Source organism: Streptomyces sp. NPDC040410, assembly GCF_055595715.1.
The window spans coordinates 325,995-347,702 of sequence record NZ_JBVIVK010000006.1 but is presented as its reverse complement, the minus strand read 5'-3'; the positions used below and the strand labels follow the sequence as shown (position 1 = coordinate 347,702).

The following is a 21,708-nucleotide window of genomic DNA, read 5'->3' as shown; positions in this document are numbered from 1 at the left end:
AGTTCAGTCCCTGAGCTTGAGGATGTCGGCGACGCTGCTCGGCACGTGCTCCGGGCCGCCGAGGACGGCGTCGTCGACGACCTGGCCGTCGAAGAAACTGATCACTCGGTCCGCCGTGCTGGCCACCCGCGCGTCGTGGGTGACGAGCAGGATGGTCTGGCCACGCTGATGAAAGCGGGTGAGCAGCCGCATGACTTCGCGGCTTCCCTTGCTGTCCAGGCTGCCGGTCGGCTCGTCGGCCAGCAGGAGACGCGGGTGATTGACCAGGGCCCGGGCCAGCGCCACCCGCTGCTGCTCGCCCCCGGACAACTCGCCCGGCATGCTGCGTGTCTTTGTCTCCAGACTCAGCTCGGCGAGCAGTTCCTCGCAGCTGGACCTCGCCTGCCGGGGGCTTTTGCCGGCCAGCAGCGCGGGGAGTTCGATGTTGTCGGCCACGGTGAGGTTGGAGACCAGGTTGAAGAACTGGAAGACGATGCCGATGCTGCGTCGGCGCAGCACGGCCCAGCGGGCCTCGCTCAGCGAGTCGACCTGGCGGCCCTCCAGCCAGATGCTTCCGCTGTCCGGTCGGTCCAGCCCTCCCAGAAGGTGCAGCAGGGTGGATTTGCCGGCGCCCGAGGGGCCGGTGACAGCAACGAATTCGCCTGGCTCGACGTGCAGGTCGACGCCCCGGACGGCTTTCGCCTCGACGCCCTCTGCCTTGTATGTCTTAGCCAGGCCGAGCGCCTTCACCATGGGCTGTGAACCAGGGGCACTGGGTGAGTTGTCACGGCTCATTCCAGCTCCTCCTGACAGCGTTCCAGCCAGTCGAGGTCTGCCTGTAGGTGCAGCATCGCACCCTCAATCATCAATTGCGAGATCCGGTGGTCCCGGCCCTCCGAGGCGGCAAGCTTGGAAAGGTCACGCATGGCGTTGAGGCAGTATCGCCGGTGCTTGTTGATCAAGGCGATCTGATCGGCCGTACCCGTCTCGTGGGCGAGCGCGAGCTTCATGAAGAAGTCGTCCCGCATCTTCGGCTCGACGGGCTCCTCGAACCAGTCGGCCACCGCCTCCCGCCCGGCCTCGGTGAGTCGGTAGATGCGCTTGTTCGGCCGGCTGGACTGGGCGACGTCCTCGCCCTCGATCAGATGTGCGTTCTCCAGCCGGCTGAGCGTGACATAGACCTGCCCGATATTCGGCTGGGGGTAGGCTGCACCCATGAGCCGCTCGAGAGCCTGCTTGAGCTCGTAGCCGTGAGCTGGGCCCTTGGACAGGAGCACCAGAAGGGCGAGACGCACTCTGAGATCCTCTCCTCGCCGCGGACCAGGGGAAGGATTGGGCTTCCGTCGGCTCCTCCGCCTTTTCTATCAGCTCTGGAATCCGTCATGGCTAACAGGTATGCATAGAGCATACGTCCAGAACTGCCGAGCGCGGCATAGACCGGGAGGCATCCATGCAGTGGGCACGAGCTGCTGGTGGCGGACTCCTTACGGGAGCCCTCCTGCTCACAGGATGCACCGGGGACGGCAGCGCTGAGCTCTCCTCGGGCACTGACGTAATCACCTTCGTGACCGGCGGTGACATCACCGATTACCTGCACGACGTGCTGAGTGAGTGGAACCGCTCGCATCCCACGGAGAAGGTGAAAGTGATCGAGCTGCCGGAGGCCGCGGACGAGGTTCGCGCGCAGATGGCCAGCGGCTTGCGGTCGGGCAGCGGTCGTTTCGACGTGCTCAACATCGACGTGACCTGGACCTCTGACTTCGCCGCCGCCGGTTGGATCACACCGGTCGAGGCGGACCGCTTTCCTCTCGACCAGTTCCTGCCTCCGGTCGTGGACACGGCCACCTTCCGCGGGCGGCTGTACGCCGTCCCTTACGTCACCAACGCGGGACTGCTCTACTACCGCAAGGACATCCTCCAGCGCGAAGGCCGGCAACCGCCTCGGACCTGGAAGGAACTCGAGCAGTTGGCGAAGTCCGTCGCACCGAAGTACCGCCTTGACGGGTATGCCGGCCAGTACCTTCCATATGAGGGGCTGACCGTCAATATCGCCGAGGTAATGCAGTCTGCGGGAGGGCAGATCCTCAACGCGGAGGGGACACGGGTCGCCGTCGACTCCGCCTCGGCCCGCGAGGGCCTGGACTTCCTTGCGCGGGGCGTGCGCGACGGCTGGATCCCCAAGCGAGCACTCGCCTACAAGGAAGAGGAGTCCCGGCTCGCCTTCCAGAACGGCGATCTGCTCTTTCTCCGTAACTGGCCCTACGTGTACGACCTGGCCAACGAGAAGGGTTCCGAGATCGCCGGGAAGGTCGGTGTCGTCCCGCTCCCCGGGCCGAACGGGCAGGGTTCGAGCATCCTCGGCGGCTCCAACCTGGCGATCAACGCGCACTCACAGCACAAGAAATCTGCAACGGAACTGATCTCCTACCTTACGAGTACTCAGGTGCAACGGGAGGTCCTCACCCAGGGATCGCTGCCGCCCGTGCGCGCTGCTTTGTATTCGGATCCGGCCCTGATCCGCAGGTTCCCGTACCTGCCGACGCTCAAGCAGAGCATTCTCACAGCAAAGCCGCGGCCCAAGAGCCCGAACTATGAGCAGGTCAGTCTGGCCGTCCAGGCCGTCGCATACGACGCCCTGGCAGGGCGCGAGACATCTGATGCCGCGGTTGCCCGCCTCGCCGATGAGCTTGAGGCCATCGTTCACGAACGCTGAGTGACCGAGGACGGCACCTGCGGCGGGCACCTCCCGTACAGCGCGGCAGGTCACAGGCATGCGTGCCATTTTCCGGGCATAGCCTCTTGATCCTTCTCCTAACACCATTGACACACCATCCCCGTCCATACTTAACATGTATGCATAACCCAGTCCCGGCTCCAGAGGCCCCCTCTACCGCCGACACCGCGAGGCCGCTCTCCCCGGCGGGATCGCACTCCCACTTCTCCAGTCCGAACAAGTCAGGACGGTTACTGGACATGCTTACAACCCCGGTTGCAAGGGACGCATTGGACGGTGTGGGGGATCCCGCGTCCCTGATAGGCACCCTGCTGACCCCCCAGTTCCGCTATCAGTCGGCCTTCCCGACCGTTGCGCAGTCAGTCCCCGCCACCCGGCGCGCCGCCCGGGCGGTCCTCACCGACTGCACGGCGGGCACCGACCAGGAGTGGCTCGACCGTGCACTGGTGATCATCACCGAGCTCGTGGCAAACACGGTCAAGCACGCCGCCAGGGTGTCACCCCGCGCCGAGCTCACTCTGATCGCCAGTGCCCAGGCCGTGACCATCGCCGTGCACGACCGTGACCCCCGCCTCCCCCATGTGCCGACCTCTTCGCCCTCGGACGGCATCGGAGGATGGGGCCTGCGGATGGTCAAGGACCTTGCCGCCGAGGTGGGCGGCACCCTCGAATCCCGCTCCGATCCGGACCGTCGAGGCAAGACAGTGCGGGTTTCCCTCCCCCTGCGACCAGCGCTGACAGCACAACCGGGCCCCATGGACACCCTCGGCGATCCTGCCTGATTCAGTCCTACGGCCTTTGCCGCAGATCTTGGCCCCTCCACCGCCACGCGATCGCGCCGCTGATCCTGCAGTGGAACGCGTCGGCATCCCCGTCGGTCCTGGCCCCTCAGTCGTCCGGAACGACGCATCCGGCCGGCTCGCCTCTGTCTCTGCCTCCCGTGTCTGCCTCCTGCCTCTGTCTCTGCCCCTTCGCATCGGCATCGCCGCCGTCCGCCGGTGACGCGACAATCTGTCTGTCCGGGCCCACGGGGCCCCGGGAGCTCCCGGCGCTGATCCCCCGCCACGATCACTCGACCGGGCATCTGAGTAGTTCTCCCCTACTGGTCAGCGACGCTTCTGCAGAGACTCAGGGCAGGCAACGCGGCCCACTCGTTGAACGGGGGATCGCAGCGCCACAGGCGGCAGGCTCCCGACCAACCCCCGATGACTTCCGCTCGGGCTTGTCGCCGCTTGCTGTCGCGTCACCTGTGGGTGACCTGGCTGAGAGTTCATATCAGAAAGGGCAGAGGATTGACCGAACGGCGTTCGGCCATTGTCACCGGAGCGTCCCGCGGAATTGGGCGGGATGTCGCCGTACGACTGGCCGCAGACGGCTACGACATAGCCTTCTGTGACGGCGACGGCACGAATGGAGCCACCGAGACCGCCGATCTCATCCGTGATCTGGGCAGCAGGGTCTTCTACTCGTCGTGCAACGTGACCGACCAGGATGACGCGGGCCGATTCGTGCGGCAGGCCGTCCGCAGCCTCGGCTCGGTCAGCGTCCTCGTCAATGCGGCCGGTATCGTCCTCAACGGCCCGGCAGTGACGCTGCCGGACCACCGGGGCGATGTCGGCGACATCAACCTCCTCGGCACATTCAATCTCTGCCGGGCGCTGGTCCCGATGTTCATAAGCCGGCGAGACGGAACCGTCGTCAACATGTCGTCCGTCTCCGACCGCCACCACGATGCAGACGCCTTGACTCGATGCTCGGTCGCAAACAGAGGCATCCAGGGCATGAGCATCGCCTTGGCCAACGAGGTCGTGCGGCACCGCGTTCGCGTCAATATGGTCGCTCCGGGTTACGTCGACGCGACCAGAGCGGCCGCCCTCCAGAAGCCAGGGCGCCCTGCTTCTCTCAGCGGGCTCCCCCTCACGCGGTACGGGTGCGGCGACGAAGTCGCCGCACTCGTTTCGTTCATCGTGTCGGGCCAGGCGGCTTCTGTCACCGGCAAGGTCATCCACGCAGCGTGCGGGGCACCGTGGATTCGCTCGGTACGCGGACGCGCAGTCCGGCTCAGGTACACCATCGGTACGAATCCGTAGGCATGTGGGGCACCGCCGGAAGGTATCGCGGCGTGCGCTTGAACCGGGCGAGGGATTGCTGGGCGGCTTCGAGCCGCGGGAGCCGTGGCGCAGTGGGACGGATGGGACGGCATCCCCCCGATCTATCCGGACTTATTCGGCTGGGGCGCTGTCCTTCCGGGGTTCTCCGAGGCTCTCCGGCAAAACCCTCCGGTCCTCAGCGGAACCGACCATATCGAGAATTCCCATGATCACGAGATGCTGTCGATGAATCATTTCGTGCAGCAGTCGGACTGCGTGATTTCCAATGGTTTGGAAGCTGCCCCGCCATACGACCTCCTGCTCCCATTGACGCAGGGTCATCTCCTGAAAGTGCCTGGCGATGGCAGTGGTCGAAACCTCGATCCCCTTCGCGACGATCCAGGGGTCCTGCTCATTCGACACATCCGGATTAGGCGGCTGTACCTGGTCGAGGTTCCTCGCCACGTCGCCGGACAGTACGGCGTACAAGGCTCCGGCGAAGTCGTGACCAGCCCGCCAGAGCAGGCATGCGTGCTGGAGTGGAGAAGGCGCGCCTGACCTTGGGAGTTCACTCAGGCGGCTGGGGTGGCGTGTCGTCAGCAGTTGGCGCCACGCGGATTCGTTGATGGTGACCAGTTCGGCGGCTTCTTCATGGCGAATCAACTTGGGGTCAAATCGGCACTCTGGGCAGGGGGTGGACGATGCAGAGGACAAGGGTGTGTCCGTTAAGTTCACGTGTATCGCTCCTTTGACTCCAGCGAGTGGGCAGCTTCTCGTCGCCGATACCGGAGCCGGCACCTCCAGCGGGGCAGGGCGGTGAGATGCCGGCTCCGGCGTAGGGGAAGTCGGCGAGCTGGTGACGATCACTCATCCGCTTGGATTCCGGGTGCAGTTGCCAAGCCTCACAACGCGGGTCCCGGAGTCGCCGAAGAGGCTGCTGTGGAATGCGACCTCAGTCCCTGTAGGCCGCGCTTGCTGCGGACTCGAGCTTCTTGGCGGTGCCCTTCGCGTCGGTGGGCGTGAGCAGGAAGTCCTGGAGGATCTTCCATTCGCCGGCGCCCACGGTGCCGCCGAAGGCGGCCGGTGCCTGGTCGGACATGTCGAACCGGACGCCGTCTCCGGCCCTGATCAGTGCAGCCGCGAGTTCGCGGGTGGTGGGGTCCTGGTAGGCCTCGAGCTTCACGCCGCGGTTGGGGGACAGGAACCCGCCTTGCTTGGCCCATACGGTGGCGGCTTCGGGCGTGGCCAGATACTCGACCAGCTTCATGGCCGCCTCCTGGTTCTTTCCAGCGTTGAGTACGACGGCTGCATCTCCGCCCCCGACGAACGGCGCCTTGCCGCCGGCGACGGGTGGGAACGGGAACATCTTGGCGTCCTTGCCGACCTTCTTCTTCAGGTCACCCGACACGACGGCGCCGACGAAGTCGCCCTCGTAGACCATGCCCGCCCTGGGGTTGTCACTGAAGACATGCCGCACGGAGGCGGGGAAGTCGGTCTTCAGCGCTGCGCCGGCGCCTCCGGCGACCACGCCGTCCTGGGTGAACAGCTTTCCGAAGGTGGTGAGCGCCGCGACCACCGTGGGATCGGTCCACTTCGTCTCGTGCGTGGCGAGCTTGTCGTAGCTGTCCGGCCCTGCCTGGGAGAGGTAGATGTTCTCGAACCAGTCCGTGAGGGTCCAGCCGTCTTTGCCGCCCACCGCGAACCCGCCGAGTCCCGAGCCGTCGATGGACTTGGCGGCCTTGACCATCTCGTCGAAGGTCTTCGGGGGCTCCACGCCTGCGTTGGCGAACGCCTCGGTGCTGTACCAGACCGTCGACTTGTCGGACGCCTTGACGTACAGGCCGTAGTAGATGCCGGCGACCGTGCCGTAGTTTCTCCAGATGGGAGCGTAATTGGCGGCGACAGTGGTGCCCACCCGCAGCGAGAGAGGCTTGAGCCAACCCTTCTTCGCGAACTGATGCAACACACCGACCTGGGGAATCATGGCGACGTCCGGAGCTCTGCCGCCCTCGATCCTTTTGCCCACGACGGTGGAGAAATTGTCACCGGTGGAGATGAACTTCACCTTGGCTCCGGTTTTGGCAGAGAACGCGTCGAGGACCTTCTCGAAGTTGTCCTTCTCGGCGCCTGTCCACACCGCCGCAACGGACACCGTCTCTCCCCTGAGTTCCTGACCGCCGCTGTCAGTGATCCAGCCCTCGGTTCCACAGCCGGCTGCGGAGGCCAGCAGGGCTACTGTCGTAATGCCTGCTCCCACAGAGCGCTTCATTGCGTTCTCCTGTCTGTGAACACCTGGCTGGGAAGGGAGGATGGAGATGGGCAGTTGGGGCAGGCTGCGCCTCAGGTGCAGGCCGTCGTGGTACAGGTGCCAGAAAGACCGAATGCCGGCCGGCGCCCGTTCAGGTGGTCGGGTGGGCAAGCCACCGGCGGTGCGACATCGTCCGGCGGTGTGGGGGCGCCGTATGGGGTGACGGCCCTGACCTGGGGGTCCGAGGACCCGGAACATGGGCGATCCCCGCTGCGCCGCTGAACGAGTCGTCGCCGCCCGGGTCGCTCATAGCGTCACCATCCTGAACTGTCGCTGAGTGCTCACGAGGAATAGCTACATGTTATGTATGACGAACTTGTGAATGTCAACGGCGAGAACAACTCGTTTCCGGTGCACCTCGGGAACGGCGGGACTGAGCCGCTGGGCCAGTCTCCCCGGCCGAGGGTTCGCCGCACTGTCGGCGGAGGTGCCACCTCTCGCAAAGACACATCCGCCGAGCAGGAGCCGGGCCGGCCGCCCGCGCGAACCCGCCCTGTCCAGCCACAGCGGCCCTTTCAGGGGCGACGGCGCCCGCCGCGCGGCCCGGGACACCAGCCGCGGACGGCGGCTGCCGGCGCCAGTCGGCTTCCTGCCAGGGCAAACGGGCCAGGTCGGAGCGGACCCACAGCGCCACACCCCGCCGGCCACCGGGAGCCGGCGCGGCGCGGACACCGCTGCGCCCGCTACGACGCAGCAGCTTGAGCGCGGTGTCCAGCCGGCATTTCCGTGGCCGGCACCGTCGACGGCCGCGGCGGCCACCGGGACACGCGATCACGGACGGACGAGACGCCCCCCGGCCCCGCGCAGCAGTCCGCTGCCCTCAGCGCATCGCCTTCACGTCAGGACGGCGCGTAACCTATCTGTTATGTATTCAGTGTAAGCACATCGAAGCCGGGACAAAGATGATCCCAGGTATGTGAGCGGCCTGCGACCGGGCTGGACCGGCTGCCACGATGTCCAGGCACGCTAGGAGGGAGGCGGGGCACCGTGCGCCTGGCGTTACTTGCAGTGCTGGCGAAGGAGCCCGCGCACGGTTATCAGCTCAGACAGAGCCTCGAGCGGACCTTCGGCGCGGCGTACCTTCACCCCAACATAGGCCAGATCTACGTCACTTTGAGTCGACTGGAACAAAGTGGACTCATCCAGGGCCAGGATGTCAACCAGTCCAGCCGCCCCAACAAGCGGGTCTACGAGATCACCAAGGACGGCAGGGAGGCCCTCTCCAAGTGGTTCGCCGAGCCGACCGACGGACCTCGTGTGCGCGACGAATTCTTCATGAAGCTCGTCCTGGCCCCGGCAACCGGCATCACCGACCGGAGGGCACTCATCAACAAGCAGCGCCGCCACTACCTCAACGCTATGCGAGGATTGTCCCGGCTTGCCGCCGCCGAGGACAGGGACAATCGCGCCGCGCGATTGCTGATCGAGGGAGCAGCCCTGCATCTGCAAGCGGACCTGGACTGGCTCGAGCGCTGTCAGGACGAGCTCGAGTGAGGCACGCCTGAGCGGCATCATGCTCCAAGAACGGCACCGCCACCGCAGCGGCCCTCGCCGGCCGGATCGTCACGCCCCAGCGTGCCGGTCTGCTGCCAGTGGGTGGTGGCACGTCGGCCGTCAAGCAGGGCCGCGGCGGCAAGCACGAAGGCCCCCGTACGGATGGAGATCATGCGGGCACCACGGGCGGCGGCTGCAGACTCAGGCCGCGCCGCACATCCACCTCGGACCACTGGACCTTTACATGCGAGGCGGCAGGAAGTGTTCCCGTACGAGGGTCAGTTGGTCGATCCACTCGTCAAGTTCGTCCTCGTCGGGAGTGGTGACCCGGCAGGTGCCCGAGGTGCCGTTGGTGAGGTGGACGGTGACACTCAGGCCGAAGCGGCGACCGGATTCCGTGTGCGTGACGGCCTGGACGACGTACCAGGGGAAGTCGGTCGTACGGCCGTTGACGCCGAGGGAGATACCGCGGGCGTCGGCGACGATGGCGTTTTTGTGGTCCAGGGCAAGGAACTCCGGTCCCTCACCGGCGTATTCCGTAGCGGGCCCTGTCGTCGCAGGTGCGGGTGGATGGGGAGGCGGTGGCGGCAGGGGTGGAGACGGCGCGACCAGCGTGGGCTGAGAGGCCATGCGGCGATCCTGTTCGAGGGGAGCGAGCAGGTCGAGGAGCTGTCCGGCGGTGGGGCGTTGCTGCGGGGTCTTGGCCATGCAGGCTGCCACGATGTCGCGCAGCGCGGCCGGCAGAGCGGTCAGGTCGGGCTCGTGGTGGACGGACCGGTACATCAGCGACGCCGGCGTGCCGTCTCCGAACGCGCTGCCGCCGGCAGCGGCAATGAGGACAGCGCCCAGTGCGAAGACGTCCGTGGCCGGAGTGACCGGCAGCCCTTCAGCCTGTTCCGGCGCCAGGAAGCCTGGTGTACCCACGGCGATACCGGTCATCGTCAGACGCGTGCCCTCGACCGCGCGGGCGATGCCGAAGTCCACCACCCGGGGGCCGTCGTCGGCCATGATGATGTTGCCGGGCTTCAGGTCGCGGTGGATCAGACCGCAGCCGTGGATGGCCTGCAGTGCTTCGGCCAGAGCCAGCCCCAGGCGCCGCAGTGCCCCCTCGCCCATGGGGCCTTGGGCAGTGAGGAGCTGGGCAAGGGTCGGGCCGGGAACGTAGGCGGTCGCCAGCCAGGGGGCCGGCGCGTCGGGATCGGCGTCAACCACCGGTGCCGTGTGGAAGCCCCCTACCGCGCGGGCAGCGGTGATCTCCGCCCGGAACCGCTCGCGGAATCCGGGATCCTGTGACAGCTCAGGCTTGGCGACCTTCACTGCTACCGGGCGCCCGCCCCGCGAGCGAGCCAGATATACGGTGCCCATCCCGCCCTCGCCGAGCACCCGCTCGATCGCATAGGTGCCGATCCGATCCACCCCAGCCCCTCCCAGCCCGAGATCCCGCGCGTCACCCTAAAGCAGCTCCTGAGGTTGCGCCAAAGGGCCTTGACGCCCGAGGAGGAGCAGGCCCGGGCTCAGAAGGACTGTGCCACATGGCTGGCTGCCACGGGCCGGCCTACTGCGCAGTTGCCGTGTACACCGCTCGTCAGTCGGGGGACCCGCGCAGCCCAGCTGGGCGTGGCCCGTTTCAGCGGCAGAGTCCCTCGATGTCTTCGGCGAAGGTCGGGAACTCTGCCTGCGCATCAGTGATGATCTCACGGGCGGCCCGGCGTGGGGTGGTCGCGTACCGCTCGGCGAGCTTGCACGCGCTCGGACTGCCGCCCGTACGAGATGGCGGCGAGTCCGTTTCTGCGGCACGCGACCAATGTACGTCGCTGATCACAATCGGCTGGCCGGCGGCTGCTGCGTGAGGCGGGCCGTGAGGGCGTTCTTCGCGTCCGGCCAGTCAGAGCCTGTGATGCTGTAGAGCGCGGAGTCTCGGATCCAGCCGTCGCGCATCACCATGTGCTGGCGCAGGACTCCCTCCTGGGTGGCGCCGAGACGGGTGATGGCGGCCCGGGAGGTGTTGTTGCGTACGTCGGTGAGGAACTCGACGCGGTTCATGCCGAGCGTCTCGAATGCGTGGGTAAGCATCAGCAGCTTCGCCTCGGTGTTGACGGCGGTGCGCTGCCAGGACCGGCCGAGAAAGGTGAAGCCGATCTCCAGCCGGCGATGGGGCAGGTCGATCCTCATGAACCGGGTCGATCCGGCGATGCGCCCGCTGGCCAGGTCGATGGTCGCGTACGCGAGCTGGGTGCCGGCGGCGTGAGCGGCCAGCGCGTCGTCGATGAACGCACCCACATCGCGCGGGTGGGGGACGAGCGTCACCTGCAGGTTCCACAACTCGCCGTCACGGATCGCCTCGCACAGGCCGTCGTGGTGGCTGTGCGAGAGGGGTTCCAGCCGCACGTTCGCACCTGCCAGTGGTGCGGTCTCCAAGTTCATGCCCTACCCCCAGGTGATCATCCCTTGCCCGGTGGACGCTATCGGCACGGGCGGGCCGGGCACCGGGTTGACCACCATGCGGGCACGGTCGACGAGTCTCATGACCCGGCCCCCTTCTGTGGATCGTGGCATCACTGCTGTGGTCGATCGGAGGTCGAGCGCCCCCGCGCTCAGCCCACGCCCCTCGGCCCCGCGGGCGCATGGTTCGAGGGTGAGCCGGCGCCCCGTGTCGTCACAACTCCCGCGGGCGGGCGCGGATGTTGCGGGAGCCGTTCAGTCTGCGTGGTCAACGGAACCGCAGGACCCACGTGCGAACCAGGTCTGAGAGAGCGGAGCGGAACCGCGGCACAGGGGGAAGATGCCGGGGCGTCTCGACCTCTCCCTGCCAGGTGCACGTCTTGCGCACGCTTCGACGTCCCGAGGCGAGAGCCGGTGGATACGCCCTGTCCGGCCGGTGCCGGGAATGCCAGGCTCGCCCTATGGAAGATGATGTCGTAGGAAGCCAAGTCGCCGACCTTCGGGCCGAGTGTGAACGGCAGGCGCGGAAGCATCGCTTCCGCCGCCAGTTCTGGTGGTTCACGCATGCCGCGCTCGGACTGCCGGCCGCCGTACTGGCTGGGATCTCGGGCGCAACGGGGTTGTCCTCGGAAGGTGCCCGTATCCCAGCGGCTGTACTGGCGCTCATCAGTGCGGGGCTCGGCGCTGCTATCGCCTTCCTGAAGCCGGAGGTGCATCAGCGAGCGGCGCACGCACGCCGCAGGGCTTACCTCGCGTTGGAGGTCGAGGCCCGCTTCACGCTGACACAGGCGGCATCCGGTGGTGAGCCCGTCCCCTTGAGTGTCTACAGGGACCTGCTGGAGCGCCGGAGGATGATCATCGCGGGCCAGCTCGACGAACTTGTGCAGTTGGTTGCCGTGGGGGGAGCAACTCGTCAGAGCGAGAACAACCAATGAGAAGCCTGCTCGGCATGACGCGCGCGGTCCGCAGCCGGGCTCCTGTGAGGTCACGGACACCCGACCGGCCACGCGCCGAGCGGCACCGTCCGGCAGGCCGGCGCTTCACGGCAAGGACGGCCGAGGCGGCAGTCAGCCGGAAAGTCAGGCCCCCGAGCGGTGCCATGGCCGGTCCTCACCGTCAGTCGACGACGAGGCGTTTGTCGTCGGCCTGTTCGCTCTGGCGGCGAACGAGGTAGGTGCCGGGGGCGTGGCCCATGGCCCCGTGCTCGGGGTGCAGGACGTAGGCCACGGCGCCCTCGTGGACCGTGAAGCAGCCCACGTCCGCGCCGTCGTCGATCGGCGCCCAGGTGACGTTGCCGTCGGCGAGGAGAAGGTGGGTGTGGCCGCCCTGCCCGGCGGAGACGAGCGGGACGCCGGTGACGGGCACCTGGTCGCCGCTCCTGGGCGGGGCGTAGCCGATGAGGCCGACGGGGATGAGTCCGATGTCGCCTTGGCGCTGCAGACCGGACGACACGGGGACGGTCGCCTGCCGGTCGAGGTGTTCGAGGACGTCGACGCCGGCGAGGGCGGTGACGTCCTCAAGGGTGGGCTGACGCTGGTCCATGGCTACTCCTTGTTCAGGTGGCGCGGGTGATGGTCAGGTACTGCTCCCGGGTCATGCCGAGGAGCCCTGCTGCCGCGGTGACGGGGTCGGGGACATCGCCGGGCACCGTGAGCCCGTACCGGCGCCGGGTGCCGTCGCGTTCGACGGAGGCGTTGGTACACAGCAGGACCCGCACGGGAACGTTGTAGAGGCGGGTGGGCACGTCGTAGAGGGACAGGTACTGGCCGGGGTTGCCCGGGTCGGGCTCGCTGGCGCCGACCTGCCGCAGGCCCGCCGCGGAGACGAACTCGGGCCAGCCCATCCGCTCGATCGCGCACCGGCGGACCTCCGCGTTGCGCTCGCGCAGGATCCGGTCGGTTGTCCAGGCGCCCTCGATCAGGGCGGCCGGGACCCTTACGCCGTGCCAGGCGTAGACCGCCCAGCCGTCGGGCCACCGCGCCGCCGGACCGTCGGCGCAGTGGGGCCGTCCCTCGGCGTCGCGGAGGTAGACGTCCGGTCGGCGGGTGAGGACGGCGTAGTCGCGAAAGGCCCACCACCAGCCGACCTCGGGGAGGGTCATCCGCTCGCCGTGCCCTCGCTCCAGGCCGCGCACGCCGATGCGTTCCATGCCGTCGTCCACCGCGTAGCCGACCAGGCCCCACAGGCCCAGGGGTTCGGCGCGCCACCACCGCCGTGGCAGCTGTCCCGGCGGCTTCAGCGCGGCGGCGCTGATCCCAGCCTGGGCGGCCACCTGGGCCACCAGTCGGGCGTGGACCTGGGACCGTACGTCGGGGTCGAGCATGACCTGCGCCTGGGTGTACCCCTCGATCTCGCCGTCCGGCTCCCAGGCGACCAGTTCGCACTGGGCGTGCACCTGGTCGCGTACCGCCTCGCGCGCCAGGACACGCCAGTCGGTGCGGCTGAGCGCGGGGCCGCGCGCCAGTTGGGTCACCTGGTGCAGGACGTCGTCGGTCACCTGCGACTCGAACACCTTATGACGGTCTGGGAGGAAGCCACCCCGGCCGGCGACCTGGGCGCGCCGTCGGCGGGGAAGGCGGGCCCGCATCCGGGCGGCCCGTCCTGCGGTCACTGCGGCGATGATCCCGGGGAGCAGGGACTGCCCGACGAGGCCTGCCCAGGGAGAGTCGAGCCAGACGACGAACCGCGGGAGCGGCAATCCGGCGGCACGGTACGCGACACGGACCCCTTCCTCGGCGGCCACCCGGTCACCGGGCCCGGTGGCTCCGCCCGCCGTCGCCCACTTCGCACCGACCTCGCGCAGCAAGGACTCCTGCTCCGGCGTCAGTTCGGTGATGCGCCCGACCTCTGCCACACCGTTCTCCTCTCGGGCCTCCGGCAACGCCGATCGGGCGCACGACAGTTGACGCCTCGCCACAACGGACGCCGGCCGCGGGCACATCGGTTGCCGTCTCGGCCACACCGGTCCCCCCGGTACCGGCCCCGGTCCTCCTCCTAGTCCCTCTCCCGCACTGCGATTCCGCAGCCGCACCTGCCGACTTCGCTCCTCGCCCTGACAGGACCGTTGCGTCGCCTCCCGGGTCTCCTGAACCGCTGCGGACCGCAGGTGCGGGGCACCGGTCATCGCGCACTGTCAGGCCGTTGGATGTTCAAGGGGTGCGGCGTGCCCGGCGGTTCAGGCGGGGAATCCGGTCGAAGACCGCGGCGAGCCTGGCCGCCTGGTCGAAGAGGGTCGCCGGGCGGGAGCGGTCGCCGTCCAGGTGGGTGAGGGTTTCCATGCCGAGGTAGAAGGCCACGGCGGCGCCGGCCAGCACGGGTACGCGTACGACGGACGCGAGCGGCTTGCCGCGCAGCAGTGTGGTCAGCAACTCCTCGGCCAGTCTCTCCCAGTTCCTGGTTTCGAGGACCAGCTGGGCGGCCAGCCGTGATCCTGGCCTGGCTCCGGCGTACATCTCCTGGACGGCGGCGATGTGCCCGGTCTGGGTGTCCTCTTCGTACAGCTCGCGCAGCCGTGCCACCGCGGGCGCGGCCCGGTCGGTCCCGGACAACTCGGTGCGATAGCGCCGTATGCGTGACTCGCTGGTCCGCGCCACGGCCGCCACCAGCAGATCGTCGAGGTCCGAGAAGTGGTAATAGATCACCCCGGGCGCGAAGCCGCCGGTCTGGGCTATCGCCCGCGCTGTCGTGCCGCCGTAGCCGTTGCGCACGAGGCAGGCGAGGGTGGCGTCCAGGACGCGCTCACGGGTGTCAGACAACGCGCACCGGCCGGACTCCGTGGGCGGCGAAGTGGCCTTCCAGGCGGCGCGCGAGCTCCGGCAGGTGGTGGCTGGGCACGCGCGGGTAGAGATGGTGTTCCAGGTGGTAGGTGAGCTCCAGGAAGAGGGCGGGGACGATCCGCCCGCGCAGCGTCCGGGTCTGGGTCAACGGTGTGTCTCCGTAGTCGTGGTGCGGCAGGTAGACCGTCAGGAGGGGGTACACCCAGCTCCCTGCGATCGCCATCACCGTATAGACCAGCACGCCCGGTGTGTGGGGCAGGAGCAGCACTCCCCCGGCCAGCGCGGCGAACGGGGCGGTGGCCTCCGTGAGGAGCCAGCGGCGGTCCCGCCCGCGCCGGTAGGACCAAAGCCACAGACGTACGAGGAAGACGGGACCGTAACAGACGGCGCCGAGCAGCGACAGCTCGGCCGGGTAGCCTTCAGGGTCGTCCGGGTGCGGGAAGAGCCGGTGGTGCTGGGTGTGCGTGGACCGGTAGGCGTGCCCGCTCTCCAGCAGGACCAGCCCCATCGCGAACAGCGCCCAGTCGGTGGCCCGTGGCGAAAGGCCCAGCGTGCGGTGCACGACGTCGTGGGTGACGGTCACGACCGCGACGAAGATGCCGAAGACGATCAGCGGGGTCAGCCACCACCAGCCCAGCCACACCGCGCCCGCGAAGCACAGCACTCCGGCTGCTGGGCGGGACAGAGCGACGATCCGCTGCCTGCGCGTGGTGACGAGCAGGTCCTCGCCGAGCTCCGCCAGGGACGGCAGGCCCGGGGCCGGGCGCTCGATCGCCCGCGGGGGCAGCGCGGCCGGTGGGCCGGGTTCGGCGGCCGGATCGGATGCCGTCATCGCGGCCGTCCCTTCTTCCTCGGCATGCCCTTCTCTCTGAGCATCCCCTCGGCGACGATGCGGCTGCCCAGTACGCAGGCGACCGTGCCGAGGCCCGGCCAGGTCGAGTCACCGACGAGCCACAGCCCTGGGCCGCCGAGATCGTGGGGGATGGCGTGCTGGTTGGTGTTGCCCAGGTGCTGACGCACCCCGCCGACCGCTCCGTCCGGACGGAACGCGAAGCGTTCGTAGCTGCGGGGTGTTCCGGTCTGTGCGAACACGGCCCGCTCCCCGAGACGCGGGTACGCGCGCCGGGCGGAGGCGACCAGCGTCTCCCCGGCCTGCTTCTTGCGCTGCTCGTACGCGGTCCGGTCGAGGCCGCGCCATCTTGCGAGGTCCGTGTGCGTGGAGATCATCACCGCCCGGTGCCCGGGGGGTGCGCTGAGCGTGTCGCCGGGTGCGGACACGGAGATGAACATGTTGTTCCCGTCGCCCAGCGGACGGTCGTACGCCTGCAGAAGTTGATGGTGTGTCAGCTCCTGGCCGGCCACCTCGGACTCGGGCACGCCGAGGAAGACCACGGTCGCGCCGCCCAGCGTCTGCGCGTCCCGCTCCAGGTACGCTCGCAGTCTGCGGGCGACCGGCAGCCCGGCGCAGATCGTCGCCGTGGTGGCGGCGGGGACCGCGCAGACGAGTCGGTGGGCGTGGACGGAGCCTTGACGGGTGGTCAGCCGGTAGTCGCCGGGGCCGCCCTCGACGTGCAGGACGCGGCAGCCCGCCCGCAGCGCGCCGCCGAGGCCCCGGTAGTGCCTCACCAGGACGCGCCAGAATCCGTGCATGCCGCCGGTGTGCCGGCTCAGTCCCGCGCCCCGGATGGTCACTCCGAGCGCCGCGTTGATCAGTGGCGCGTCGTCGACGCCGGTGTGCACGGTGTCCTCGACCAGCATGCCGAGCAGACCGACCAGGGCCGCGTCCTGCCGCAGAGCGTGCTCGCGCAGCGCGTCTCCCAGGGTCCGGTTCAGGTGGCGGGCGTGCCGTGCACCGGACAGCCCAACCGCCCGCAGGTCGTGCCAGGCGTCGGCGGGGCCGCGCACGGGCAGCCGGACGCCGGCCCGGCTGGCTTTCCAGAAGGTGTGCGCCAGCCCGTCGAGCAGGGCCCAGAACCTGCGGTGGTCGGCACTGTCGCCGAGCTTGCGCAGCCGTTCGGCGTGCCACGCCGCCGGATCGCGGTGCAGCACGACCTCGCGATCGGGCAACAGGGCCCGGTAGCCGGGCAGTTCCGCGGCGTCCAACGGCGGTGCGCCCACACTCTCCAGCAGTTCGCCGCCGACGCCGCCCGGCCCGAAGTCGACCAGGGTGGTCGCTCCCACGTCGAAGGAGAAGCCTCGCTTGCGGTAGTACCCGGCGCAGCCGCCCGCGTGGCCGTGGGCCTCCAGTACGACCGTGGACAGACCGGCCGCCTGCAGCCGCAGTGCTGTCGCCATGCCCGCCATGCCGCCGCCGACCACGGCCACGTCGGCGGATGCCCGCGCGTTTTGAACAACTGTTCTGAACACCCGTTCAGGGTGAACCGGTTCACCCGCCACGTCAACGGCACGGACACATCCCGGCAAACCTCCCGGCCACCACTGCTGTCGCACCCCGCGCTCCTGACCACGATCACCGTTCACACGGCGGGCACACCGGCAGGGGCAGGCACGGATCAGCCGCAAGTCCCCTGACAGGGGCGAGAGTTGGTCCCAGCGCCGACCGACAGAAGTCGGTGGACGCCGTCGGCATCTGCGGCCGACGTGTGCATCGGTGCCGGCCGGGGAGCGGCTGGAGGGGCGCTGCGGAAGCGCGCTACCGCGCGCCCTGCCGCGCTCCGCGCGCGGACAGCATGATGGAGGGATGAATCGGTCAGCCGGACGCCCCGCTCATCGGGCCGAGCATCCGTTCGAAGCTCTGCGGTCGGGTGAGCCCTTCAGCCGGGCAAGCTTCTGGATAACCATCACGGCGCCCCTGTGGGCCGCCTTGTTCGCCCCCCTGCCAGGGGACAGCGCCGACATGTGGTGGCCCCGGCTCGGCTGTGCGACCACCCTGTCGTTGTACTTCTACGTACGGCACCGGCTGATCCTTCGCTGCACGCTGCCCACTCGGCTGCGGCTGCGCGCGCGAATGGAGACCCGCCTGATGGTGACCGTCCTTGTGGTCATCAGCCCCGTCGGCGGCTGGCTGGCCACCACGTGGAGTGGGCTGCCGACCGCCGCAGCGCTGGTTCTTCCCCTCGTGTTCGCCCTGTGCACCGGATTCAACGCCTTGACCATGGTGTTCTGGAGTCAGAGCGGAGGAACCCGCGCACTGTCCAGCTGTCTGCTGGGTGTGATCCTTCTCCCCGCAGTCCTGCTCTGTTCCGATGGGGTTCTCGCCCTGTCGGTCGCGGGGTTCAGGCGACCGGATCCGGAACTGCTCTTCGCGGCCTGGGGCGTGGCGATCATCTCGCTGTTGTTGTCCGTCCGCCATGCACGGGCCGACCATGACGTGGTGGGTGCTCTCAACGATGCCGCTCTCTTGCGCAAGGTGGAGGAACCGATCGCCGATGCGGCCGTCAGGGACTGGGTACGGCAGCGCGCTCTGAGCCGTCCGGGCAGGGTGGACACCTCGCTGATACTCGCCCTGGCCGCCACGGCTCAGTCGGCCGCCCTGCTGAGCGACCTCAACGGCAGGACGCCCTCACCGTTCCTGCGGACCCCGACAGCGGACCAGGCCGAGAAGCTCACACGCGTGGCCCGATCCGCGCTCGGCGCCCTGTACGACCTCCGCGCCCAAGGCGAGGCCTGGCACGATGCGTTCGATCGAGACGTCCTGTTCGCACACGGCACCCTGCAGCAGAGCGTTGCCGCGCTCGACCAGCGACGCATGCGCCGAGAGGAAGCGGCGGTCTCCTACATCGCCGCCGGTGCCCACTATGCGGAAGCAGACATGCCCAACTGGGCAGCGCTCTGCCGGCTGTGGGGCCACTGCGAACAGGGCTTGGCGTTCCGGGCCCCCGCGGATGACCTGGAGGCCCTCTACGCTCTCGCCGGAGACGAGGAACTCCTGCCGTTCGTCCGGCGGACAGCCTGGGTGTACGCCGAGTTGCTCGGCGTACTGCGTGATCCGGAGGCGGCGCAGGGCACTCTCGACCCCACCGGCGGTCCCCGGCGGTTGAGCGGCACGGACATACTCCACGACGTCCGGGCACTGCGGGCCGAGCTGCCCGCCGGCTTCGCCGAGGTCATGGCCACCGGGCTGCGGAACTCGCTGGTGGAGAGCATGCGCATGGCGGAGGAGCTGCTGGCCCACGGAACGGTTCTCAAACCCGGGACCGGATACGGATACAGCGGGGTGTTCAAGCTGGTCAACAAGGCCGACACGCTGCTGGACGAGGCGAAGAGGTGCATCGCCACCGGTCGTGAGGACCATGCACGGTACCTGGTCGGGCGCGCCAAGGAGGCCGCCGTGCGCTATGCCGATCTAGGAAAGTACTCGGCTGCGTGCACCGTCCTGCTGGGTCTGGAAATGGACCACGAGCGGCTGTCCGGTATGCACCGCGAGCTCTCGCAGGCCGTCGAGGTCGCCGAGCTGGCGCGTCAGCAACTGCTCGACCCGCAGCGCAAGAGCGAGGCGACCTACATGCAACAGCACTGGTACGCCGCCATGGTGTCACTCCTGCTGACGGACTGGGGCAACGAGGAGGACTGGCCGCCGTCCGACGCGAAGGTGAGGGCGTTCGAGGTAATGGAACGCTCCCGGGCGCGCTCCCTGCTGGACGTGCTGGGTGAAACCCTGACCATCCCGGTGCCGGCCGAGCTGGAACCCCTGGTCGTCCAGGAGCGCAAGGCATTGGCCGCCGTGCGCGACCACCGTACGAGGCTCGTTTCCCTCGGCGGCAGGGCGTCGGAGGACGCGGACACCCTGGCCAAGGTCCGCCAGGCCGAGAACAGGCTGCGCCTGGCCCAGGAGAGGATCGAGGCGGCGGGCGACGCCGGCGTCCGGTACCTGAGGTTGCGGCGCGGCACACCGATCAGCTTCGCCGAAGTGCAGACCCTGCTGCGTGAGGACGGGATACAGACGGATCAGCCTGCGGCCGCCAGCAGGTGAACCTGTCCCTTTGCGCCGACCGACAGGACCTTCGCGAGTTGGGACGGGCTACCGGCCAGAACGACGCTGCGGCCATGGTCCAGCAGGTCGAGGACGGTGAGGGGGTCGACGACGGTGACGGCCCCCTTGGGGGAGACCGCCACGGCCGAAACCACGCTGCCTCGTTTGACCGTGGCCGCGTGGTCCCGGGCAGGGGAAGGAGCTACGACGGCGATGTGCAGGCCGTCCAGCGCCGACGGGCGCAGCCGCGGGCCCAGCGCACCGGACGGCAGATCCTTGCGCGCGGATACCGGGCGAAGTGTGTAACGCCCCGAAAACCGGGCGCACCGCGCGTCCTGCATGTCCGCCACGGTCAGCTGGTGGTAGGCGGGCAGCGCGGCCCGTACCCTGCACGGTCCGCCGTCGGGCCGCACCGCGGTCAGGGCCGATGCCAGCGCGGCCACCGCCACCAAGGCGGTCCCCAGGCGACGGCCCAGTCGAAGGGGGGCGACATGGGATGAGGACGGAGGTGCCACAGGCTGGGCCGCAGTGGGGGGTGGTGGATTCGTAGCGGGGGACGCGGCCGCGTAGCCCAAGTTGCCGACGGCATCACTGTCCACCGAGCCCAACTGCCACAACTGGCTCAGTGCTCCCCACTGGCGCCGCTCCGCACCGTATCCGGAGGGACGGGTCAGTCCCATGGCATCGAGCAGCAACCAGCGATGGACGTCGAAGGCCGCCGCGTAGAGCTGCCCGTAGGCCTGCGCGGCTCCCACCGCGCCCCGGTAGCCCGCCCACGCGGCGACACCGCCTCCAAGCACGCATGCGGCCGCCCCGTACCAGGGCAGCAGGCAGACAGCGGTGGTGCCGCCGACCACGGTGAACCCCGTGCCGAGGGCACTGATGGTGACCATCGCCTCCAGGTGGGTGGTGGCGGTGGCGACCATCAGCTGGAGGTTCTCGGGCAGGACGGGATAGAGGCGCGGCCAGGCCGTGACACCGTCGAGGTTGTACCGGTAGAGGCTGTGCATCTCGGCCCCACGCAGCACGTTGCCCAAAGTGGTGGGCATCAGATGCCGGTCGAGCGAAGGGTAGTCGCTCCGGCGCATACTCCCCTCAGCCGCGGAGTCGCGCAGTTCCTTGTGCCATTGCCGGCATCGCTTGGCCAGGCCTTCTCCCCCGGGAAGCCCCTCCCAGTAGCCCTCCAGGAGCCGGATCAGCCCCAGCCGTGAGGCTTCCAGCAGCTGACCGAGCAACAGGGCAACAGCCAGCCAGGCAAAGGGCAGCAGGAGCTGCGCCAGAGGGTGCAACGAGCTCCAGCCGTGAAGACACTTCGACCATCCGATGCCTGAGACAACGACCAGGCCGACGGCGCTGAGGAAGGCCACCACCGGGATGTAGGTGCTCGTCAGATGCCTGCGGTCCACCAGGCTGGTGATGGTCTCGACGAGCCCGCCCATTCATCCGTCCCAGAACGCCGAGAAGACATGGGGCCCGACATTGATGTCGGGGTTCTGGCACACGACGCTCTCCTGCGGTGGAGGCCACCGGAGGAAGTCGTTCGGGTGGTTGCAGGCCGCGCAGCGTATGCACAGATGAGCGGCTTGCTCGGGCCGCCCCATGGGACGGCTTTCCAGGCCGAGCTTGTTGCCCGGTCCGTTCTCGATCACCACCTCTGCCAGCAAAGCGGTGAGCAGCTCCACGGAAATGACCCCGACGCCCCGTCCTTCCCTGGCTACGACAAGCGCCGGGACGCCCTCGTTGAGGGTGCGAAGCGCGACGACGTCCGCCAGCAGCTCCGCGACAGGCAGGTCGTGGGGCACGACCGGCGCGGGCCAACTGCGGTCGGCGCAGACAAGACCCGCCGGCTCGCCTCCTCGGCCGATGAGCACCGCGAACGCTCTGCTGGTGCCTTCCACCAACCCGGCCCGCAACAAGGCGAGTTCGGTGCCGGACACGAATGCCGTGGCCAT

At 68.7% G+C, this 21,708-nt stretch carries 19 protein-coding genes and 1 pseudogene; 6 read left to right on the top strand and 14 right to left on the bottom strand.

The window, feature by feature from the left end; all coding sequences use genetic code 11:
- Window positions 1-3: 3 nt before the first annotated feature.
- Both ACZ562_RS15950 and ACZ562_RS15945 read right to left on the bottom strand, forming a co-directional pair.
- Window positions 4-774, bottom strand: a complete 771-nt coding sequence (locus ACZ562_RS15950) for an ABC transporter ATP-binding protein (protein ID WP_471178637.1) — start codon at window positions 772-774, stop codon at window positions 4-6.
- Complete coding sequence (locus ACZ562_RS15945; RefSeq protein WP_471178634.1) at window positions 771-1,274, bottom strand: PadR family transcriptional regulator; 504 nt, start codon at window positions 1,272-1,274, stop codon at window positions 771-773. The genes ACZ562_RS15950 and ACZ562_RS15945 overlap by 4 nt, the downstream gene beginning before the upstream one ends.
- Before the next feature lie 155 nt (window positions 1,275-1,429).
- On the opposite strand from ACZ562_RS15945, the gene ACZ562_RS15940 reads away from it, so the two are divergent.
- The 3 genes from ACZ562_RS15940 (at window position 1,430) to ACZ562_RS15930 (ending at window position 4,803) form a co-directional block, all read left to right on the top strand.
- Entirely contained in the window at window positions 1,430-2,692 is a 1,263-nt protein-coding gene (locus tag ACZ562_RS15940) for an ABC transporter substrate-binding protein (RefSeq protein ID WP_471178631.1), read from the top strand.
- Window positions 2,693-2,991: 299 nt separating this feature from the next.
- Complete coding sequence (locus ACZ562_RS15935) at window positions 2,992-3,495, top strand: ATP-binding protein (protein ID WP_471178628.1); 504 nt, start codon at window positions 2,992-2,994, stop codon at window positions 3,493-3,495.
- 471 nt (window positions 3,496-3,966) lie between these two features.
- On the top strand, window positions 3,967-4,803 hold the full coding sequence (locus ACZ562_RS15930; RefSeq protein WP_471178625.1) for an SDR family NAD(P)-dependent oxidoreductase: 837 nt from the start codon (window positions 3,967-3,969) through the stop codon (window positions 4,801-4,803).
- 132 nt (window positions 4,804-4,935) lie between these two features.
- Here the strand turns inward: ACZ562_RS15930 and ACZ562_RS15925 are convergent, their stop codons facing one another.
- A complete protein-coding gene (locus tag ACZ562_RS15925) occupies window positions 4,936-5,538 on the bottom strand; it encodes a hypothetical protein (RefSeq protein ID WP_471178622.1) in 603 nt (200 codons plus the stop codon).
- Between the two features lie 217 nt (window positions 5,539-5,755).
- A complete protein-coding gene (locus ACZ562_RS15920; RefSeq protein WP_471178619.1) occupies window positions 5,756-7,072 on the bottom strand; it encodes an ABC transporter substrate-binding protein in 1,317 nt (438 codons plus the stop codon).
- Between the two features lie 1,026 nt (window positions 7,073-8,098).
- On the opposite strand from ACZ562_RS15920, the gene ACZ562_RS15915 reads away from it, so the two are divergent.
- Window positions 8,099-8,605, top strand: a complete 507-nt coding sequence (locus tag ACZ562_RS15915) for a PadR family transcriptional regulator (RefSeq protein ID WP_471178616.1) — start codon at window positions 8,099-8,101, stop codon at window positions 8,603-8,605.
- Between the two features lie 62 nt (window positions 8,606-8,667).
- Here the strand turns inward: ACZ562_RS15915 and ACZ562_RS15910 are convergent.
- From ACZ562_RS15910 to ACZ562_RS15900, 3 genes and pseudogenes are all read right to left on the bottom strand, one after another.
- A pseudogene (locus ACZ562_RS15910) lies at window positions 8,668-8,802 on the bottom strand (AraC family transcriptional regulator); the annotation flags it as partial.
- Between the two features lie 43 nt (window positions 8,803-8,845).
- Window positions 8,846-10,021 (bottom strand): serine/threonine-protein kinase, encoded by a 1,176-nt coding sequence (locus tag ACZ562_RS15905; protein WP_471178613.1) that lies wholly within the window; start codon window positions 10,019-10,021, stop codon window positions 8,846-8,848.
- Between the two features lie 402 nt (window positions 10,022-10,423).
- On the bottom strand, window positions 10,424-11,029 hold the full coding sequence (locus tag ACZ562_RS15900) for a GNAT family N-acetyltransferase (protein WP_471178611.1): 606 nt from the start codon (window positions 11,027-11,029) through the stop codon (window positions 10,424-10,426).
- A 479-nt stretch (window positions 11,030-11,508) separates the two neighbouring features.
- On the opposite strand from ACZ562_RS15900, the gene ACZ562_RS15895 reads away from it, so the two are divergent.
- Window positions 11,509-11,982 (top strand): hypothetical protein, encoded by a 474-nt coding sequence (locus ACZ562_RS15895; RefSeq protein WP_471178608.1) that lies wholly within the window; start codon window positions 11,509-11,511, stop codon window positions 11,980-11,982.
- Window positions 11,983-12,163: 181 nt separating this feature from the next.
- On the opposite strand, the gene ACZ562_RS15890 is transcribed toward ACZ562_RS15895, so the two are convergent.
- From ACZ562_RS15890 to ACZ562_RS15870, 5 genes are all read right to left on the bottom strand, one after another.
- Entirely contained in the window at window positions 12,164-12,589 is a 426-nt protein-coding gene (locus ACZ562_RS15890; protein ID WP_471178605.1) for a hypothetical protein, read from the bottom strand.
- Between the two features lie 13 nt (window positions 12,590-12,602).
- Window positions 12,603-13,901, bottom strand: coding sequence for a DUF6745 domain-containing protein (locus ACZ562_RS15885; RefSeq protein ID WP_471178602.1), 1,299 nt, complete (start codon window positions 13,899-13,901; stop codon window positions 12,603-12,605).
- 295 nt (window positions 13,902-14,196) lie between these two features.
- The gene (locus ACZ562_RS15880) at window positions 14,197-14,802 is read right to left on the bottom strand and encodes a TetR/AcrR family transcriptional regulator (protein WP_471178600.1); all 606 of its coding nucleotides are present in this window, start codon (window positions 14,800-14,802) and stop codon (window positions 14,197-14,199) included.
- Window positions 14,795-15,655: a fatty acid desaturase family protein gene (locus ACZ562_RS15875; RefSeq protein ID WP_471178597.1), complete on the bottom strand. Its 861-nt coding sequence runs from the start codon at window positions 15,653-15,655 to the stop codon at window positions 14,795-14,797. Before ACZ562_RS15875 ends, ACZ562_RS15880 begins: the two co-directional genes overlap by 8 nt.
- On the bottom strand, window positions 15,652-17,190 hold the full coding sequence (locus ACZ562_RS15870; protein WP_471178595.1) for a phytoene desaturase family protein: 1,539 nt from the start codon (window positions 17,188-17,190) through the stop codon (window positions 15,652-15,654). Before ACZ562_RS15870 ends, ACZ562_RS15875 begins: the two co-directional genes overlap by 4 nt.
- Window positions 17,191-17,680: 490 nt before the next feature.
- Between ACZ562_RS15870 and ACZ562_RS15865 the strand changes: the two genes are divergently transcribed.
- Complete coding sequence (locus ACZ562_RS15865) at window positions 17,681-19,756, top strand: hypothetical protein (protein ID WP_471178592.1); 2,076 nt, start codon at window positions 17,681-17,683, stop codon at window positions 19,754-19,756.
- Here the strand turns inward: ACZ562_RS15865 and ACZ562_RS15860 are convergent.
- Both ACZ562_RS15860 and ACZ562_RS15855 read right to left on the bottom strand, forming a co-directional pair.
- The gene (locus tag ACZ562_RS15860; RefSeq protein ID WP_471178590.1) at window positions 19,732-21,195 is read right to left on the bottom strand and encodes a hypothetical protein; all 1,464 of its coding nucleotides are present in this window, start codon (window positions 21,193-21,195) and stop codon (window positions 19,732-19,734) included. The genes ACZ562_RS15865 and ACZ562_RS15860 overlap by 25 nt on opposite strands.
- Window positions 21,196-21,708 carry a hypothetical protein gene (locus ACZ562_RS15855; protein ID WP_471178588.1) on the bottom strand — a complete coding sequence of 171 codons (513 nt, stop codon included), beginning with the start codon at window positions 21,706-21,708 and terminating at the stop codon, window positions 21,196-21,198.

Bases quoted from the DNA above. Each gene is read 5' to 3' on its own strand.
- ACZ562_RS15950 (WP_471178637.1), bottom strand. From the start codon at position 774: ATGAGCCGTGACAACTCACCCAGTGCCCCTGGTTCACAGCCCATGGTG.
- ACZ562_RS15940 (WP_471178631.1), top strand. From the start codon at position 1,430: ATGCAGTGGGCACGAGCTGCTGGTGGCGGACTCCTTACGGGAGCCCTC.
- ACZ562_RS15920 (WP_471178619.1), bottom strand. From the start codon at position 7,072: ATGAAGCGCTCTGTGGGAGCAGGCATTACGACAGTAGCCCTGCTGGCC.
- ACZ562_RS15900 (WP_471178611.1), bottom strand. From the start codon at position 11,029: ATGAACTTGGAGACCGCACCACTGGCAGGTGCGAACGTGCGGCTGGAA.
- ACZ562_RS15895 (WP_471178608.1), top strand. From the start codon at position 11,509: ATGGAAGATGATGTCGTAGGAAGCCAAGTCGCCGACCTTCGGGCCGAG.
- ACZ562_RS15890 (WP_471178605.1), bottom strand. From the start codon at position 12,589: ATGGACCAGCGTCAGCCCACCCTTGAGGACGTCACCGCCCTCGCCGGC.
- ACZ562_RS15875 (WP_471178597.1), bottom strand. From the start codon at position 15,655: ATGACGGCATCCGATCCGGCCGCCGAACCCGGCCCACCGGCCGCGCTG.
- ACZ562_RS15865 (WP_471178592.1), top strand. From the start codon at position 17,681: ATGTGGTGGCCCCGGCTCGGCTGTGCGACCACCCTGTCGTTGTACTTC.
- ACZ562_RS15860 (WP_471178590.1), bottom strand. From the start codon at position 21,195: ATGGGCGGGCTCGTCGAGACCATCACCAGCCTGGTGGACCGCAGGCAT.
- ACZ562_RS15855 (WP_471178588.1), bottom strand. From the start codon at position 21,708: ATGGCCACGGCATTCGTGTCCGGCACCGAACTCGCCTTGTTGCGGGCC.